This is a genomic window from Kribbella pratensis (assembly GCF_004366075.1).
GTDB classification, from domain to species: Bacteria; Actinomycetota; Actinomycetes; order Propionibacteriales; family Kribbellaceae; genus Kribbella; species Kribbella pratensis.
In genome coordinates this window covers 403341-420067 of record NZ_SODU01000003.1, presented here as the reverse complement: position 1 = coordinate 420067, position 16727 = coordinate 403341, and the positions used below count along the sequence as shown (strand labels likewise).

The window sequence follows — 16727 nt, the reverse complement described above, 5'->3', positions numbered from 1 at the left end:
GTTGCGACGCGCGCAAACGCTTATGTCCGCGGGTCGTCGGAGCTAAGGTGCGGACATGGCAAAGGCGCCCAGAGTTCTCGGAATCGTGCTGGCCGGTGGCGAGGGGAAGCGGTTGATGCCGCTGACGGCGGACCGGGCCAAACCGGCCGTGCCGTTCGGCGGCAGTTATCGCCTGATCGACTTCGTGCTGTCCAACCTCGTCAACGCCGGCATCCGGAACCTGTTCGTGCTGACGCAGTACAAGTCGCACTCACTGGACCGGCACGTGACGGTGACCTGGCGGATGTCCACCCTGCTCGGCAACTTCGTCAGTTGTGTGCCCGCCCAGCAGCGGCTCGGCCCGCAGTGGTACCAGGGCAGCGCGGACGCGATCTACCAGTCGATGAACCTGATCGACGACTTCCAGCCCGACATCATCGTGGTCTTCGGCGCCGACCACGTGTACCGGATGGACGCGTCGCAGATGGTCGCCGCGCACATCGAGCGGGGCAACGGCGTGACGGTGGCCGGTATCCGGGTACCGCGGGTCGAGGCGAGCGAGTTCGGCGTGATCAAGACCGCCGCGAACGGGCACACGATCGAGGAGTTCCTGGAGAAGCCGGCCGACCCGCCGGGACTGCCGGACTCGCCGGACGAGACGTTCGCGTCGATGGGCAACTACGTGTTCAGCCGGGACGTGCTGGTCGAGGCGCTGCGCAAGGACGCCGCCGACCCGGCCTCGCGGCACGACATGGGCGGCGACATCGTCCCGATGCTCGTTGCCGAGGGCAAGGCGGGCGTCTACGACTTCAAGGACAACGACGTACCGGGCGCCCTCGACCGGGACCGCTCGTACTGGCGGGACGTCGGGTCGCTGGACTCGTACCACGAGGCGCACATGGACCTGGTGTCGATCCAGCCGGTGTTCAACCTCTACAACAACGACTGGCCGATCTTCACCTCGCACCCGCAACTGCCCGGGGCGAAGTTCACCGACGACGCGACGGTCGGCGAGTCGATCGTCTGCCAGGGCTCGATCGTGTCCGGCGCACATGTCGACCACTCGGTGCTCGGGTCGAACGTGATTGTCAGCGCCGGCGCGGACATCCGGTACTCCGTGATCATGGACAACTGCAAGATCGGCAAGGACGTCGTGCTGAAGAACGTGATCCTGGACAAGAACATCGTGATCCCGGACGGTACCGAGATCGGCGTCGACCAGGACTACGACCGGGAGCGCGGGTTCACGGTGTCCAAGGGCGGCGTGACGGTGCTCGGCAAGGGGCAGGTGATCGAGGCGCCGAAGGCCGCCGCCGACGAGGTTGCCGAGGCGTGACCCCTTCCGAGACGGGGGCACTGGAACTCGATGCCGCGGACCTAGGGCACCGGGAGCTGTTCGACGTACCGCCCGCTCAGGGAGGCGACTACCCGGAGGTCGCGTACTTCGCCGGGAACTCGCTCGGCCTGCGCCCGAAGGCGACCCGGTCCGAGCTGCTCGAGGACCTGGACTCGTGGGCAGCGCTCGGGGTCGAAGGACATCTGGACGCTGCCCGGCCCTGGTTGCCGTACCACGAGCTGCTGACCGGTCCGGCGGCGCGGCTCGTCGGAGCGTTGCCGAGCGAGACGGTCGTGATGAACACGCTCACCGTCAACCTGCACCTGTTGATGGTGTCGTTCTACCGTCCGACACGGTCCCGGCACCGGATCGTCATCGAGGACTCGGCGTTCCCCTCGGACAGTTACGCCGTACGGTCGCAGGTCGCGTTCCACGGGTACGACGCGGAGGACGCGGTGATCCGGCTACGTCCGCGACCGGGGGAGCACAGTCTGCGTACGGCGGATGTCGTCGAGCAGCTCGGTGGCGACGTGGCGCTCGTACTGCTGGGCGGCGTGAACTACCTGACCGGTGAGCTGATGGACATTCCCACGATCACGAAGGCCGGTCATGCGGCCGGGTCGATCGTCGGGTGGGACCTCGCGCACGCGGCCGGGAACGTGCCGCTCGCGTTGCACGACTGGGACGTGGACTTCGCCGCGTGGTGCTCGTACAAGTACCTGAACTCCGGGCCGGGCGCGATCGCCGGTGCCTTCGTGCACGAGCGGCATCTCGGCGCGGACCTGCCGCGGTTCGAGGGCTGGTGGAGCACCGACGCGAAGACGCGGTTCGAGATGACACCGGAGTCCCGGCCGCCGGCGACCGCGGACGCGTGGCAGGTGTCGAACCCGCCGATCTTCTCGATGAGCCCGGTGCGGACGTCGCTGGAGATCTTCGACAAGGTCGGCATCGAGGTACTACGGGAGCGGAGTGTGCGGTTGACGGCATACCTGGAGAAACTGCTGACCGGTACGGCGGAGATCATCACTCCGGCCGATCCGGCGCGACGCGGCGCCCAGTTGTCTGTGCGGGTGCGTGGAGCCGGTGAGCTGTCGCGGCGGCTTCGGTTCGAGTACGGCGTGATCGCGGACTCGCGGGAGCCCGACGTACTGCGGTTCGCGCCGGTGCCGTTGTACTCGACGTACCACGACTGCTGGCGGGCCGGAACGGCGTTGGCCGAGGTGATGCCATGAAGGTCGCGATCGTCGGCGCAGGGCTGACCGGTTCGCTGCTCGCGTGCTTCCTCGCGCGCCGCGGCCTGACCGTGACGCTGTACGAGCGGCGCCCGGATCCTCGGGTCTCGCAGGAGGAACGCGGCCGGTCGATCAACCTGGCGATCTCCGAGCGCGGCCTGGACGCCTTGCGGCGGATCGGCCTGGTCGACGAGGTGATGGCGGACGCGTTGCCGATGAAGGGCCGGATGATCCATCCGGTGTCGGGGCCGCTGGACTTCCAGGCGTACTCGGCGTCCGGGGACCGGGCGATCAACTCGATCAGCCGGGGCGCGCTGAACAACGCATTGCTGTCGGCGGCGTCGGCTGCTCCTGGCGTGTCGGTGGAGTTCGAGCACCGGTTGGTGGAGCTGGACTCGGCTGCCGGTCAGATGGTGTTCGCGACGCCGTCCGGGAAGGTTTCGGTCGCGGCGGACGTGGTGCTGGGCGCCGACGGCGCCGGATCCGCGGTGCGCGAGCAATTGCTTGCCGAGGGCATCGTCGCGGAGGACGTGGACTTCCTCGACTACGGGTACAAGGAGTTGTCGATCCCGGCGGCGTCCGGTGAGTTCGCGCTGGATCCCGGCGCGCTGCACATCTGGCCGCGTGGTACGTCGATGATGATCGCGCTGCCGAACCCCGACCGCTCGTTCACCTGCACGCTGTTCTGGCCGGCCGGGTCGTTCGACGCGCTCACGTCGACGACTGCCATCGAGGAGCACTTCCGTGTGAACTATCCGGATCTGTTGCCGTTGGCACCGGATCTGGTCGACGACTATCTCAACAACCCGGTCGGCGTCCTCGGGACGGTGCACACGCTGCCGTGGCAGGCCCATGGACGTACGGCGTTGCTCGGCGACGCGGCGCACGCGATCGTGCCGTTCTACGGGCAAGGCGCGAACTGTGCCTTCGAGGACGTCGTCGAGCTGGATCGCTGCCTGGACGACACGGGCGGCTCGTGGGCGCGCGCACTGCCGCTGTTCGAGACCCGACGGCGCGAGAACACCGAGGCGATCGCGGAGATGGCCCTCGCGAACTTCGTCGAGATGCGCGACAAGGTCGCCTCTCCGGTCTTCCGCCTCCAGAAACGCGTCGAGCATGCCCTGGAACGACTACTCCCCGGCACCTACGTCTCCCGCTACGAGCTCGTGTCGTTCTCAACCACGCCGTACGCCGAAGTTCAGCGCCGAGTGCACCGCCAGCACCAGCTGCTCGGCGCTGCGGCGGTTGCGTCGGCCGGGGTCCTGCTCGGACTTGTTCGGAGGCGACGACGGTGAGCCTGTGGTCGCCTTCGCTGTTGACCGGGCAGCCCAGCTCCGTGGGGTTGCTGCGGCATTTCGTCGGCGGAACGTTTGTGGAGAGTGCTTCGCGGTTCGCAAAGATCTCGCCGGTGACGGGACAGCAGATCTTCGATGTCTGTGAGGCGGACGAGTCGACTGTGGACGCGGCGGTTGCCGCGGCTCGGCGGGCGCTGAGTGGTCCGTGGGGGCGGATGAGCGAACAGGAGCGGGCCGTCGTACTGCGGCGGGTCGCCGACGGGCTGGAGCGGCGGTTCGAGGATCTGGTGGCGGCGGAGGTCGGTGACACTGGGAAGTCGATCAGCCAGGCGCGCACGCTGGACATTCCGCGCGGTGCGGCCAACTTCCGTGCGTTCGCGGATTTCGCGACGACGGTGCCGACCGAGTCGTACACGACCGTGCTCCCGGACGGGCGGCGGGCGTTGAACTACGCCGTCCGGAGACCGGTCGGTGTGGTGGCGATCGTCGTACCGTGGAATCTTCCACTGCTGCTGCTCACGTGGAAGGTCGCGCCGGCGCTTGCCTGCGGCAACGCGGTGGTGGTGAAGCCGTCCGAGGAGACGCCGTCGTCGGCGACCGTCCTCGCCGAGGTGATGGCCGAGGCCGGCGTACCTGATGGCGTCTTCAACCTGGTGCACGGGTTCGGGCCGTCGTCGGCGGGGGAGTACCTCACTCGGCATCCGGGCGTGGACGCGATCACGTTCACCGGCGAGTCCGCGACCGGTACGGCGATCGCGAAGGTGGCCGCGGACCGGGTCAAGGCGGTGTCCTTCGAGCTCGGCGGAAAGAACGCGGGGCTGATCTTCGCCGACTGCGATCTCGACGCCGCGGTGGAGGGGTCGGTCCGGTCGGTCTTCACGAACGGCGGGCAGGTCTGCTTGTGCACGGAACGTCTGTACGTCGAACGCCCGATCTTCGAGCAGTTCACCGAACGCCTGGCAGCGCGAGCCGGCGAACTCACCTACGGCTGGCCGGCCGACGAGGCCACGATGAACATGCCGCTCATCTCGAAACAGCACCGCGACAAGGTCCTGTCGTACTACGACCTCGCCCGAGTGGAAGGCGCCGACGTACTGGCCGGCGGCGGTGTACCGACGTTCGGTGACGCCCGCGACGGCGGTTGCTACATACAACCAACCGTTGTCACCGGCCTGCCCGCGGACGCTCGGACGAACCGCGAGGAGATCTTCGGTCCGATCTGCCACATCGCCCCCTTCGACACCGAGGAAGAGGCCTACGCCCTCGCCAACTCCTCCGACTACGGGCTGGCGGCCACCGTCTGGACCCGCGACGTCGGCCGGGCGCATCGGGCCGGTGCAGCGCTTGATGTGGGGTTGTGCTGGATCAACACCTGGTTCCTCCGCGATCTCCGCACGCCCTTCGGCGGGGTGAAGTTGTCGGGCGTCGGTCGCGAGGGGGGACGCCATTCAGTGGACTTCTACACCGAAACCACGAACGTCTGCGTGGAGCTCACATGACGGTTGTGCCCGGGAAGGCGACGCCGCGGGGGCGGTTTCCGCATGTGAAGGTTTCTGGTGGGTTCGCGTTCGTTTCGGGGACGTCGAGCCGGCGGCCGGACAACTCGATCGCGGGCGCCTCGGTGGATGCGATGGGCACTGTCGAGCTGGACATCCGGGTGCAGACGCGGGCGGTGCTGGAGAACATCCGGGACGTGCTCGGGGCGGTGGGGGCCGGGTTGGAGGACCTCGTCAGCGTGACGACGTACCTGGTGTCGATGAACGACTTCGGGGGGTACAACGAGGTGTACGGCGAATTCTTCGACGAGTCGGGTCCGGCGCGCACGACCGTCGCAGTACATCAGCTGCCGCATCCCCAGCTGCTGATCGAGATCCAGGCTGTTGCGGCGATCCCGCAACATTGAGGGAGGAGTAGGTATGGCGAACTTGGAGTCGACGAACTTTCCGCAATGGATCGAGGAGAACAAGCACCTGCTGAAGCCGCCGGTCGGCAACAAGCAGATGTTCCCGACCGGGGACGACTTCATCACGATGGTGGTCGGCGGCCCGAACCAGCGCACCGACTTCCACGTCGACCCGTACGAGGAGTTCTTCTACCAGATCTCCGGTGAGCTCAAGGTCAACGTCATGACCGACGACGGCCCGGCCACGGTTGCGGTCAACGCCGGTGAGATGTGGGTGCTGCCCCGGAACATGCCGCACTCCCCGCAGCGCGGCCCGAACTCGATCGGCCTGGTGATCGAGCGAGTCCGGGAACCCGGCGTACTGGAGAAGTTCCGCTGGTACTGCGCCAACTGCAACGCGATCGTTCACGAGGTCGAGCTCCAGGTGACCGACATCGTCGCGGACCTCCCTCCGGTCTTCAAAGCCTTCTACGAGAGCGAGGACGCACGCACCTGCCCGGAGTGCGGCACGCTGCACCCGGGTAAATGACCGTAGACGTCCACACTCATCTGGTCCCGCACGGGTGGCCGGATCTCTCGGTGGCGTGCGGCGGCGACGGCTGGCCGTGGTTGCGGATCGACTCCGAACGGGCCGCCATGATCATGATCGGCTCGTCGGAGTTCCGCCCGGTCGGGCCGCAGGCCTGGGATCCCGCCGTACGGCGTGCCGATATGGATGCCGACGGCATCGACCTCCAGGTGGTGTCGCCGACCCCGGTGTTCTTCGGGTACGAACGCCCGGCCGCGCAGGCCGTCAAGCTGGCGGAGATCTTCAACGACCTCACCTTGGAGACGCTGGCCGGTGACGACCGGTTCGTGCCGTTCTGCCAGGTGCCGTTGCAGGATCCGGACCTGGCCTGTGCCGAACTGGACCGTTGCCGGGCGGCCGGACATGCCGGCGTCGAGATCGGCAACCACGTGGGCGACAAGGACCTCGACGACGCCGGGATCGTTGCTTTCCTCAACCACTGCGCGGAGACCGGTACGCCGGTGCTGGTGCATCCGTGGGACATGCCGGGCGGGCCGCGGCTGGATCGGTGGATGGCGCGCTGGCTGGCCGGGATGCCGGCCGAGACGCATCTGTCGTTGCTGGCGATGATCCTGGGCGGGGCGTTCGACCGGTTGCCGCCTGCCTTGAGGATCTGTTTCGCCCACGGAGGCGGGAGTTTCGCGTTCTGGCTCGGGCGGCTGGAGAACGCGTGGCATCGGCGCGGGGACATCGTCCGTGGTTGCTCCGAGCACCCACCGTCGGCGTACCTGGACCGGATCCTGGTCGACACGGTCGTGTTCGAATCAGCGCCTTTGCGGCTACTTGTCGATACCTTGGGGGAAGACCGCGTTCTGGTCGGCAGTGACTATCCCTATCCACTGGGTGAGCGGCCGGTCGGGGAGGTGGTGCGGAAGGCCGGCTTCCTGACCGCGGAGCAGCAACACAAACTGCTCACGTCGAACGCCCTGCGCTATCTCGGGAGGTCGGAATGAGCGAGGACCGATCGGTACTGTCGCGTACGGCGCCTGAGCCGGACGAGGAACTGCGGTACGGCGAGCATGCGGACCAGGTGATCGACTACTGGCGCGCCAAGGAGTACCGGCCGCTGATCGTCTTCGTACACGGTGGGTTCTGGCGACCGCAGTACGACCGGGTGCACGCCCGCTCCCTCGGCGCAGCGCTGTCCGACCTCGGCTGGCCGGTCCTGTCGCTGGAGTACCGCCGGGAGCCCGGCAACCCCGATGTCACTACTACTGACATCCGTACGGCGCTGGACGCGCTACCTGACCTGGTGGACGTCCACGCGGGCTATCTGTTGATGGGGCACTCCGCCGGCGGTCAACTGGCGCTGTGGGCCGCGTCCACGCTCAACCCGGTCCGCCTGCGCGCTGTGGTCGCTCTGGCGCCTGTAGCCGACCTCTTGATGGCGGACCGCGAGGGTCTCGACAAGGGCGCCGTACAGGCCTTCATCGGCGGCGGCGTCCGCAACGACCTGGACCCGGTCCACCTCCCGGCATCCATAGCCCCGGTGACCCTCATCCACGGCGTCAACGACACCGTCGTCCCCATCACCATCACCGAGTCCTACTTCAGCGCTCACCCCACCGCCCACTTCCACCGCGTCAACCACTGCGGCCACTACGAACTGATAGACCCCCAGTCCGACCCTTGGCACGAGGTAACCACCGAACTAACCCGCCTCACGAGCTAGCGGGCTACTTCAGGCGTTTGGCGGCGGTGAGGAGGCCGTCGGAGGTGGGAAGGAGGGCTGAGACCAGGTTGTCGTCGTCTCGGACGGCGCGGATCAGGTCTCGGAGGGCCATGGTGTCGGGGTCTCGGCGGGCGGGGTCGGCTACTCGGCCGCCGGTGAGGATGCCGGCGAAGGCGACGATGCCGCCGGGGCGGAGCAGGCGCAGCGCCTCGTGCAGGTACGCCGTGTTCTCGCGGCGGTCCGCGTCGCAGAAGACCAGGTCGTAGTGACCGTCGGTGAGCCGGGTGACCACGTCCAGCCCGGCGCCGGCGATCAGGCGGAACCGGTTCGACGCGACGCCCGCGTCCAGGAACGTCTTGCGCGCGAGCCGCTGGTTCTCCGCGTCGATGTCGACCGTGGTGAGCGTGCCGTCGGCGCGCATGCCGCGGAGCAGCGCCAGCCCGGAGACGCCGGTCCCGGTGCCGATCTCGACGACCGCCTTCGCGCCCACGCCCGCGGCGAGCAGGCTTAGCGCGGCGGCCGCGCCGGGGCCGATCGGGGCGACACCGCTGTCCGCAGCGCTCGCCCGCGCACCGGTGACGACCTCGTCCTCACCGGTGTAGTCCTCGGCGTACGCCCAGGACGTCGGGTCGATGCCGGTGGCGATGGCGTCCTCCCAGTGGTCGGCGGAGTAGTCGGCGGAACGGTCTGCGGCTGCGGTACCCATGCTGAGTCAGAGCCTAGCGGCTGGAGGTCCGCTTTCCGTGATGCACGCGCGGAGGTTGCGCACTCTTGCTCATAACGACCTTGCGATGATCAGATATGATCGTCTCTTGGAGACGTGACTCACCTGTCGAGGGAGGTGTGGAATGAGGTCAGGCGCGGATGACGTCGATGCCGGCTTCTTTGAAGACGGCAAGTTGCGACTCGTCGGCCTGGGCGTCGGTGACGAGCGTGTCGATCTCGCTCAGCTCGCAGATCCGGGCGAAGGCCCGCTGCCCCAGCTTGGAGGAGTCGGCCACCACGACCACCTTCGCGGCCCGGCTGACGATCAGCTGGTTGATGTTCGCCTCGCCCTCGTGATGAGCCGTCGCGCCGGTCTCGTCGATCCCGTCGACGCCGATGAACGCGATGTCCAGCGACAGGTCGGACAGGATCCGGTGCGACAGCGGGCCGATCATCTCGTAGGACTGCGGCCGCGCCACACCACCGGTCAGCACCATCTTCACGTGCGGCCGGACGATCAGCTCGTTGGCGATGTTCAGTGCGTTGGTGACAAGCGTGAACGCCGGCTCGCCGTGCTCCGCCGACAGCTCCGGCCGGGTCGCCAGCGTCCGCGCCACCTCGGAGATCGTGGTCCCGCCGTTCATCCCGATCACCATGCCGCGACGCACCAGCGTGGCCGCCGCTTGCGCGATCCGCTGCTTCTCGGACGCGAAACGCGCAGTCTTGTAGCGCAGCGGCAGGTCGTACGACACCGCGTTGGCCACCGCGCCGCCGCGGGTCCGGGTGAGGAGCTGCTGCTTGCCGAGATGGTCCAAATCACGCCTGATCGTGGCTGCGGACACGTGCAACTGCTCGGCGAGCTCGTCGACGTCGATGGCGCCTTTTTCGGCGAGCGACTCGAGCAAGGTGTTGAGGCGTTCATAACGCTTCACCCGGGGCTCCTCCTTCACACAATCGGTCAGCCCGGTGGCGGCTGGTTGGCACCATTCGATCACGTTCGAGCAGTTTCGACCATGACAAGTGCGGAGACGACATGACGCAGCAGCCATTTGTGAGCACTGAGATCGCCACTCAGCCGGACCTTTGGCGGCAGGTCTCGGACGGTTTCGCGCAATCCGACAGTGCACAGTTCAGGGCACTTCCGCAGGCCGGTCAGCGGGTCGCCGCGGTCGGCTGCGGCACCTCCTGGTTCATGGCGATGGCGTACGCCGCGCTGCGCGAGGACCTCGGCCAGGGCGAGACCGACGCGTTCGCCGGATCCGAGTTCCCGGCCGGCCGGTCGTACGACGCGATCGTGGTGATCAGCCGCTCCGGTACGACGACCGAGGTGCTCGACCTGATCCGCGCCACCGACGTACCGACCGTGGCGATCACCGCGACGCCGGACTCGCCGATCGTCGAGCTGGCCGACCGGACCATCCTGCTCGACTTCGCCGACGAGCAGTCCGTCGTGCAGACCCGGTTCGCGACCACCACACTGGCGCTGCTGCGCGCGTCGCTCGGTGAGGACCTGTCCAAGGCCGCTGCGGACGCTCAGACCGCACTGACCATCGACGTCGACGACCTGGCCAAGCTCGAGCAGGTCACGTACGTCGGAACGCGCTGGAACGTCGGCCTGGCGCACGAGGCCGCGCTCAAGCAGCGTGAGGCCGCGTCGGCGTGGACCGAGGCGTACCCGGCGATGGACTACCGGCACGGCCCGATCGCGATCGCGCAGCCCGGCCGCGGCGTCTGGGTCTTCGGTGAGCCGCCGGCAGGCCTGCTGGACGACGTCAAGGCCACCGGCGCGACCATCGTCCACCACGCCGACCTCGACCCCATGGCGTCCCTCGTCGTCGCTCAGCGGGTAGCGGTGGCCAAGTCCCTGGCTCTCGGCCTCAACCCCGACCAGCCGCGCAGCCTCTCCCGCTCGGTCATCCTCGACTGACCGCAGCAGCCTCTCTCGAGACGGTTGTGACGCGGCCGAGGGCTGCGGCCGCGAGTAGGGCGAGGGCCACGATCAGCAGGGCGCTGCGGGTGCCGACAGCCGGGACGAGGAGGCCGCCGGTGGCTTGGCCGATCGCGGCAGCGCCGACCCGGAGGCTGGCGGCGGTGGTGCTCACTCGGCCTTGCAGGGACTCCGGGCTGTACTGCTGGCGGGCGGCGAACATGGCAGGGAGAGTGGGGCCTTCCAGGAGGCCGCTGACAAAGGCCACCAGCACGAGGACGGCGAAGCTAGTGGCCACGGGCCAGGTGGCCATGGTGACGCCGTAGGCCGCAACCGACACGATGACGACCTGCTCAGGGCGCCACCGCGCTTGGAGACGAGTCAGCAGGAGCGCGGTGGTGACACTGCCGAGCTCGATGGCTGTCCACAGGTAGCCGGCCGCTGACCTGGGCATTCCGAGTGAAGCCATGTGCAGTGGCAGGGCGATCAGCAGGATGCCGGTGGCCCCCATCAGCAGGGTCGTGGTCACGGTGGAGGCTCGCAGCCGTGGTGTGCGGACCAGGTGAGTCATACCGGCCAGAACGGCAGGCAAGAATGGCTGTCCAGCGGTCTGTAACGGCGGCAGGGCGGGCAGGCGGCTGATGGCGCAGACACTGAGTGTTGCGGCCACGGCGATGACTACAACAACGACCTCGACCGACAGGGTGGCTGCGATCGTGGCGGCGGTCGCAGGCCCGGTGATGGTCGCGGCACCGAAGCTCGCAGCCTCGAAGGAGTTGGCGCGGGCCAGTCGCTCTGATGGGACCAGGCTCGGCAGCATGCTGGTGAACCCGCCGCTCACCATAGGCAGCGTTGCACCGGCGACTGCTGCGAGCGCCGGCGTGATCCAGTGCGCGCTGTGGCCGACTACGGCCAGCAGGCTGAGCATGACCACGCCGAGCACGGCCTGGTTGAGTGCGAGCGCGGTCCGCCGGTACGGCGTCCTGTCCAGCCATGCACCGAGCAGAGGCCCGGTGGCGACCGCCGGGAGCGCATAGGCGGCTCCGGTGATCCCTGCCAGTGCCGGACTGTCTGTCCGCTCCAGCACCAGCAGCACCAGCGTGAACGCGACCATCTCATCGGCAAGCCTGGCCAGCGTCGCCGCCAAGTAGTAGCTCGCCACGCCCGAACCTCCTGTAACGCAAATCCTGCAGTTACGCGTTACTATCATAAAGGCGTTACGGAGGGAGTCCAGTGGATCTTCAGACGCCGGACCGGCAGGTGCGGCTCGCGGTCGACCTGGTCAACACGCGCACCCGCGAGCCGGAGCAGTTGACGACGCCGGCCGACGTACGCGCGTTCCTGCTCGAGCATGGTGAGGCCGACCCGGTCACGCTGGACGAGGACGACCTGGTCGCGGTCCGGGGCGTCCGGGAGCAGGTCCGCGAGGTTTTCCACGCCGACCCACGCACAGCGGCCCTGAAGCTCAACGAGCTGCTGGAGGAGTACGCCGTACGCCCGTATCTGTCCGACCACGACGGGTCGCCGTGGCACCTGCATGTGGCGAAGCCCGGAGTCACGTGGGCCGAGTGGCTGGCGGCGACGACTGCGCTCGGGCTGGCGACGTTCGCGGCCGGTCACGGGTTCGAGGCGCTCGGGGTCTGTGCGGCGGTGGACTGCGAGCGGGTGTTCGCCAATGCGGCGGAGAAGCGGCCGCGGAGGTTCTGTACGCCGCGGTGCTCGAGCCGGACGCGCGTCGCGTCGTACCGGGCCCGGCAGCACGCCCAGTAGTTGGGCCCTGGTCTGTCACGCCTAGGATCGGGAGCGGGGATTCCGGGAGTGGGAGGAGTGCGAGTTGAGTCACACCGTGCTGGCCGAGCTGGTGGCCAACGTGCTGAAGGTCACCGCCAAGGCCGGGGACACGGTGGGCCCGGACGACACGCTTGTCATCCTGGAGTCGATGAAGATGGAGATCCCGGTGCTGGCCGAGGTGGCCGGCACCATCACCGAACTGAAGGTCGTCGAGGGCGAGGTCGTCCGCGACGGCGACCCGATCGCTGTCATCGAGGAGCACTGACTCAACCGAAATGGCCTCCGAGGCGTCTTGTGTAGTGAAGGCACCGGCCGGGAACTTCCGGCCGGAGCGCCGCGTTGAGCCGTCGTACCAGGAACTCAGGGTCGAACCCGGGTTCTCCCGACGTGCGCAGAGGACGGTGACCGCGGCACCATGGCCTTCACGCTCATTGCCGAGAGGACCCAGGGAGGCGTCGCGGTGAAGCCGTTCGACACGTCGACGGTCCCCGCACCCCAGCAGGTGCCGGACGCACTGCCGTCGTGGGACGAGATCGTCCGCACACACTCCGCCCGGGTCTACCGCCTGGCGTACCGGCTGACCGGTAACAAGCACGACGCCGAGGACCTCACCCAGGAAGTGTTCGTCCGGGTGTTCCGCTCGTTGTCGTCGTACACGCCGGGGACGTTCGAGGGCTGGCTCTACCGGATCACCACGAACCTGTTCCTGGACGGTGCCCGCCGCAAGCAGCGGATCCGCTTCGACGGCCTGCCCGAGGACGCGCACGACCGGCTCCCGGCCAAGGGCGAGGGCCCGGCCGAGAAGCTCGACTCCGACCTGTTCGACCACGACGTGCAGGACGCGCTGGACGCGCTGCCCGAGGACTTCCGTGCGGCCGTGGTGCTGTGCGACATCGAGGGCATGACGTACGACGAGATCGCGGACGTCCTGGACGTGAAGCTCGGCACCGTCCGCAGCCGCATCCACCGCGGCCGGTCGATGCTGCGTAAGCACCTGGAGCACCGGGCCCCGCGGTCCGGCCAGACCCGGGTCGGCGGTCCGCCGGTCGACGGCGGCCTCTTCGGCGACGGAGGTGACCTCGCATGACGCACCCGCTGGACAAGCTGAGTGCCGTGGTCGACGGCCAGCTCGACCACGACTCCCGTGACAAGGTCCTGAGCCACCTGGTCGGCTGCGACACCTGCCGGTCCGAGGTGGACGCGCAGCGGCGGCTGAAGGCGCGGATCGCCGCGCTGGAGTCGCCGGATCCGTCGACCGACCTGATGCAGCGCCTGATGGGCGTCTCGTCGTTCTCGACCGAGCCACGGGAAGAGGTCCGCCCGGTGGTCACGCCGGTCAACCTGTTCCCGCAGCGGTCCGCGTTCCCGGCCGGCCGCACAGGTGGCACCCGACCGGGACCCGCCCGCGGCACTCGCTCCCGCCGTCGCAGCGGCGTCCTGGGCGCAGCCGGCTCAGCTGCCGCAGTCGCCTCCCTGCTCGGTACGGCGTTCGTCGTCGGCGACCCGTCCCGCTCGGAGCAGCCTCCGACGCTGCAGCCGCCGGTGGCGAGCTTCTCGTCCGACCACGCAAGCACCAGCGGCGGAGCACCGTTCGCTGACCCGGTCGCGCTGCTGAACTCCTACAACGGTGCGGGGTACGCCGGGCTGAACAGCCCGACACTGCGCCCGGTGGCCCTGACAGGACGCTGACCGGTGAGCCTCTCCCGGCTCGCCGTCCTGGTCAGCACCGCCCTGATCGGCTTCGGCCTGCCCACGTCCGCCGCCGCGGTCCCGGCCCTGTTACCGGCGCTCTCGAAGGCCGACTCGCCGACGGCGGTCAGATGGTTGCAGAGGGCGGCTGTCGCGCCGAACCAGATCTCGTACCACGGCACGCAGATCATCACTGCCTGGGGACCGCAGGGCTCCAGCTCGGCGATGCTGGACATCGTGCACGCGGCGTCACAGGGCTCCGAGATCAGTGTGCTCGGCTCATCCGCACCGGGGGCCAAGGCGTTCGTACAGCGCGCCACCACCACGGACGCCGCCATCGACGGTGGACCGCTGGCGTTGCTGCAGGCGACGTACCAGCTGGTCGACAAGTGCTGCACCGACCTGATCGGCCGGACCGCTGTGCTCGTGGAGGCGCTGCGGGACGACCAGACGCTGGCGGCCAAGTTCTGGATCGACAAGGCGACCGGACTGCTGCTCCAGCGTCAGCTGTTCAGTGCGGACGGCAAGACGATGGTGCGCGCCACCGTGTTCACCGAGCTGGAGATCGAGGGCTCCGAGTTCCTCGGCCATCTGCCACCGACGGTCCCCAGCGGTGTCGAAGCGCTCGGCATGGGCAAGGTCGACAACCTGCGTTCCGAGGGCTGGGTCTGCGCGCCGGAGCTGCCTGCGTCGCTCAAGCTGTACGACGTCCACCAGGACACCAGCAACGGCTCTCTGCAGTTCTCGTACTCCGACGGGCTGTTCAACGTCTCCCTGTTCGAGCAGCGCGGCACACTGGATCCGGCCGCGGTCGAGGGCTTCAGCAGCACCGACAGTCCTGGTGTATACCTGCGGTACGGCATGCCGTCGTACGTCGTCTGGTCGTCCGGCGGAATCGTCTACACGCTGATCGGGGACCTGCCTCCCGACCAGCTCGGACAGGTGGTCAGATCCTTCCCGCACGAGCTGCCGGCCGAGCTGAGCGCGATCCAGCGACTGGGAACCGGGCTGGCCAAAATCGCGACCTGGCTCACTCCGATGGGTGCACTCTCGCCGAAGCTGGGATAATCGAAGGTGGACGTCCTCCCGGTTACCTCCGGAGGCTCCACCGATGACCACGACGACGACGTGAGGCGGGCACCGTGACCAGCGACGACGCCGAGCCGACAGTTCCGAATCCGGCGACCACGGAACCGACCGCGGTCCTGCCCACCGCGGGCGAGCCCAACGGGAACGGGTCTGCGGCAGGCCCGCCGCTGACTGCGTTGACCCCGCCGGCGCCCGGATCGGGCGCGATGCCACTGCGGACACCCGGCTCGGACGCGGCGTACCGCCAGACGAACGGTGGCCGGTCCACCTCGCAGCGTAGCTTCGGGCGTCCGGAGCCGCAGCAGCCGACCTTCCGCCCGGTGTACCAAGGACAGGCCTGGCCGACCGAGCAGCCGCAGTACCGGCCTGCGTACGTGCCGCCGCCACCCATGGACTGGCACCAGCAGCAGGCCCGCTCGTACACGTCGGAGCCGCAGAAGGTCAACCGGGTCGTCACCATCGCCGCTCTGGTCGCGCTGGTCATCGGTGTCCTCGCCGGCGCCGGTGCGGCCACGGCCGTCGTCGCGCTCAGCGGCAACAACACCCCGATCGCACAGCAGCCCGAGCCGCCGGTCGGCACCGGCGCCGACCCGAAGATCCGCACCGGCTCGGTGTCCGCGGTCGCCGCGACCCTGCTGCCGAGCGTGGTGCAGTTGAAGGTCGAGGGCTCGGACAACTCCGACGCCACCGGGTCCGGCTTCGTGATCGACAATGCCGGGCACATCCTGACCAACAACCACGTCGTCGCGGCCGCAGCCAAGGGCGGCTCGATCCAGGTCGTCACGAACGACAACAAGACCGCGACCGCGCGGCTCGTCGGCCGCTCCCCGGCGTACGACCTGGCCGTCGTGCAGGTGTCCGGCCTGACCGCGCCCTCGGTGCAGTTCGGCCGGTCGGACCAGGCGGTCGTCGGGCAGGACGTGGTCGCGATCGGCTCGCCGCTCGGACTGGCCGGCACGGTCACCTCGGGCATCATCTCGGCGAAGAACCGCCCGGTGACGACGGGCGACGACACCGGGCAGGCGTCGTCGTACATCAGCGCGCTGCAGACCGACGCCGCGATCAACCCGGGCAACTCCGGCGGTCCGCTCGTTGACATGAACGCGCGGGTGATCGGCGTGAACTCGGCGATCGCCACCGTTCGCGGTTCCGAGGAGGGCCAGAGCGGGAGCATCGGGCTCGGGTTCGCGATCCCGATCGACCAGGCCCGGCGGACCGCCCAGCAGCTGATCGCCACCGGCAAGGCGTCGTACCCGGTGATCGGGGCCAGTGTGGACATGATGTTCGAGGGCGGCGCCCGGGTCAGCGCGGTGAGCCCGAGCTCGCCTGCCGCGCGGGCCGGTCTGCGGGTCGGTGACGTGATCACCTCGATCAACAGCGACCCTGTGGACAGCGCCGAGGTGCTGATCGTCGCTATCCGCACTCACCAGCCTGGGGAGGCCGTGCGGCTCGCCTACGAGCGCGGCGGGCGGTCCCGAACGGTTACGCTCACTCTCGCCCAGCAGATCGGCTGACGAGTGCTAGCCGGTGCCGGGATAGGC

At 68.6% G+C, this 16727-nt stretch carries 18 protein-coding genes; 15 read left to right on the top strand and 3 right to left on the bottom strand.

The window, feature by feature from the left end; all coding sequences use genetic code 11:
- Positions 1-55: 55 nt before the first annotated feature.
- The 8 genes from glgC to EV137_RS26015 are packed head-to-tail and all read left to right on the top strand — an operon-like array spanning position 56 to position 7985.
- Positions 56-1315 (top strand): glucose-1-phosphate adenylyltransferase, encoded by a 1260-nt coding sequence (gene glgC / locus EV137_RS26050; RefSeq protein WP_134006850.1) that lies wholly within the window; start codon positions 56-58, stop codon positions 1313-1315.
- The gene (gene kynU / locus EV137_RS26045) at positions 1312-2547 is read left to right on the top strand and encodes a kynureninase (RefSeq protein WP_134131153.1); all 1236 of its coding nucleotides are present in this window, start codon (positions 1312-1314) and stop codon (positions 2545-2547) included. Before glgC ends, kynU begins: the two co-directional genes overlap by 4 nt.
- Positions 2544-3842, top strand: coding sequence for an FAD-dependent oxidoreductase (locus EV137_RS26040; RefSeq protein ID WP_134131152.1), 1299 nt, complete (start codon positions 2544-2546; stop codon positions 3840-3842). Before kynU ends, EV137_RS26040 begins: the two co-directional genes overlap by 4 nt.
- A complete protein-coding gene (locus tag EV137_RS26035; protein WP_134131151.1) occupies positions 3839-5341 on the top strand; it encodes a 2-hydroxymuconic semialdehyde dehydrogenase in 1503 nt (500 codons plus the stop codon). The genes EV137_RS26040 and EV137_RS26035 overlap by 4 nt, the downstream gene beginning before the upstream one ends.
- Positions 5338-5745 carry a RidA family protein gene (locus tag EV137_RS26030; protein ID WP_134131150.1) on the top strand — a complete coding sequence of 136 codons (408 nt, stop codon included), beginning with the start codon at positions 5338-5340 and terminating at the stop codon, positions 5743-5745. Before EV137_RS26035 ends, EV137_RS26030 begins: the two co-directional genes overlap by 4 nt.
- A 13-nt stretch (positions 5746-5758) precedes the next feature.
- Positions 5759-6274 (top strand): 3-hydroxyanthranilate 3,4-dioxygenase, encoded by a 516-nt coding sequence (locus tag EV137_RS26025; RefSeq protein ID WP_134131149.1) that lies wholly within the window; start codon positions 5759-5761, stop codon positions 6272-6274.
- Positions 6271-7266, top strand: a complete 996-nt coding sequence (locus EV137_RS26020) for an amidohydrolase family protein (RefSeq protein ID WP_134131148.1) — start codon at positions 6271-6273, stop codon at positions 7264-7266. The genes EV137_RS26025 and EV137_RS26020 overlap by 4 nt, the downstream gene beginning before the upstream one ends.
- Positions 7263-7985 (top strand): alpha/beta hydrolase family protein, encoded by a 723-nt coding sequence (locus EV137_RS26015; protein WP_134131147.1) that lies wholly within the window; start codon positions 7263-7265, stop codon positions 7983-7985. The genes EV137_RS26020 and EV137_RS26015 overlap by 4 nt, the downstream gene beginning before the upstream one ends.
- Before the next feature lie 4 nt (positions 7986-7989).
- On the opposite strand, the gene EV137_RS26010 is transcribed toward EV137_RS26015, so the two are convergent.
- A complete protein-coding gene (locus EV137_RS26010; protein WP_134006867.1) occupies positions 7990-8691 on the bottom strand; it encodes an O-methyltransferase in 702 nt (233 codons plus the stop codon).
- A gap of 148 nt (positions 8692-8839) precedes the next feature.
- Complete coding sequence (locus tag EV137_RS26005; protein WP_130384025.1) at positions 8840-9622, bottom strand: DeoR/GlpR family DNA-binding transcription regulator; 783 nt, start codon at positions 9620-9622, stop codon at positions 8840-8842.
- Between the two features lie 119 nt (positions 9623-9741).
- Here EV137_RS26005 and EV137_RS26000 point away from each other — a divergent pair, with 119 nt between their 5' ends.
- On the top strand, positions 9742-10617 hold the full coding sequence (locus EV137_RS26000) for an SIS domain-containing protein (RefSeq protein WP_238175558.1): 876 nt from the start codon (positions 9742-9744) through the stop codon (positions 10615-10617).
- On the opposite strand, the gene EV137_RS25995 is transcribed toward EV137_RS26000, so the two are convergent.
- Positions 10604-11779 (bottom strand): MFS transporter, encoded by a 1176-nt coding sequence (locus EV137_RS25995; RefSeq protein ID WP_238175557.1) that lies wholly within the window; start codon positions 11777-11779, stop codon positions 10604-10606. The two genes, EV137_RS26000 and EV137_RS25995, sit on opposite strands and share 14 nt — an antisense overlap.
- 71 nt (positions 11780-11850) lie before the next feature.
- Between EV137_RS25995 and EV137_RS25990 the strand changes: the two genes are divergently transcribed.
- The 6 genes from EV137_RS25990 (at position 11851) to EV137_RS25965 (ending at position 16700) form a co-directional block, all read left to right on the top strand.
- Entirely contained in the window at positions 11851-12387 is a 537-nt protein-coding gene (locus EV137_RS25990) for a CGNR zinc finger domain-containing protein (protein ID WP_134131145.1), read from the top strand.
- A gap of 64 nt (positions 12388-12451) precedes the next feature.
- On the top strand, positions 12452-12673 hold the full coding sequence (locus EV137_RS25985) for a biotin/lipoyl-binding carrier protein (RefSeq protein WP_134006875.1): 222 nt from the start codon (positions 12452-12454) through the stop codon (positions 12671-12673).
- A 150-nt stretch (positions 12674-12823) separates the two neighbouring features.
- A complete protein-coding gene (gene sigE / locus EV137_RS25980) occupies positions 12824-13495 on the top strand; it encodes an RNA polymerase sigma factor SigE (RefSeq protein ID WP_130384020.1) in 672 nt (223 codons plus the stop codon).
- Positions 13492-14097 (top strand): anti-sigma factor family protein, encoded by a 606-nt coding sequence (locus tag EV137_RS25975; protein ID WP_134006877.1) that lies wholly within the window; start codon positions 13492-13494, stop codon positions 14095-14097. Before sigE ends, EV137_RS25975 begins: the two co-directional genes overlap by 4 nt.
- A gap of 3 nt (positions 14098-14100) precedes the next feature.
- Positions 14101-15165, top strand: coding sequence for a sigma-E factor regulatory protein RseB domain-containing protein (locus EV137_RS25970; protein WP_134131144.1), 1065 nt, complete (start codon positions 14101-14103; stop codon positions 15163-15165).
- Positions 15166-15239: 74 nt separating this feature from the next.
- Positions 15240-16700: a S1C family serine protease gene (locus EV137_RS25965; protein ID WP_134131143.1), complete on the top strand. Its 1461-nt coding sequence runs from the start codon at positions 15240-15242 to the stop codon at positions 16698-16700.
- Positions 16701-16727: the final 27 nt, after the last annotated feature.

Bases quoted from the DNA above. Each gene is read 5' to 3' on its own strand.
- glgC (WP_134006850.1), top strand. From the start codon at position 56: ATGGCAAAGGCGCCCAGAGTTCTCGGAATCGTGCTGGCCGGTGGCGAG.
- EV137_RS26040 (WP_134131152.1), top strand. From the start codon at position 2,544: ATGAAGGTCGCGATCGTCGGCGCAGGGCTGACCGGTTCGCTGCTCGCG.
- EV137_RS26030 (WP_134131150.1), top strand. From the start codon at position 5,338: ATGACGGTTGTGCCCGGGAAGGCGACGCCGCGGGGGCGGTTTCCGCAT.
- EV137_RS26025 (WP_134131149.1), top strand. From the start codon at position 5,759: ATGGCGAACTTGGAGTCGACGAACTTTCCGCAATGGATCGAGGAGAAC.
- EV137_RS26020 (WP_134131148.1), top strand. From the start codon at position 6,271: ATGACCGTAGACGTCCACACTCATCTGGTCCCGCACGGGTGGCCGGAT.
- EV137_RS26015 (WP_134131147.1), top strand. From the start codon at position 7,263: ATGAGCGAGGACCGATCGGTACTGTCGCGTACGGCGCCTGAGCCGGAC.
- EV137_RS26010 (WP_134006867.1), bottom strand. From the start codon at position 8,691: ATGGGTACCGCAGCCGCAGACCGTTCCGCCGACTACTCCGCCGACCAC.
- sigE (WP_130384020.1), top strand. From the start codon at position 12,824: ATGGCCTTCACGCTCATTGCCGAGAGGACCCAGGGAGGCGTCGCGGTG.
- EV137_RS25975 (WP_134006877.1), top strand. From the start codon at position 13,492: ATGACGCACCCGCTGGACAAGCTGAGTGCCGTGGTCGACGGCCAGCTC.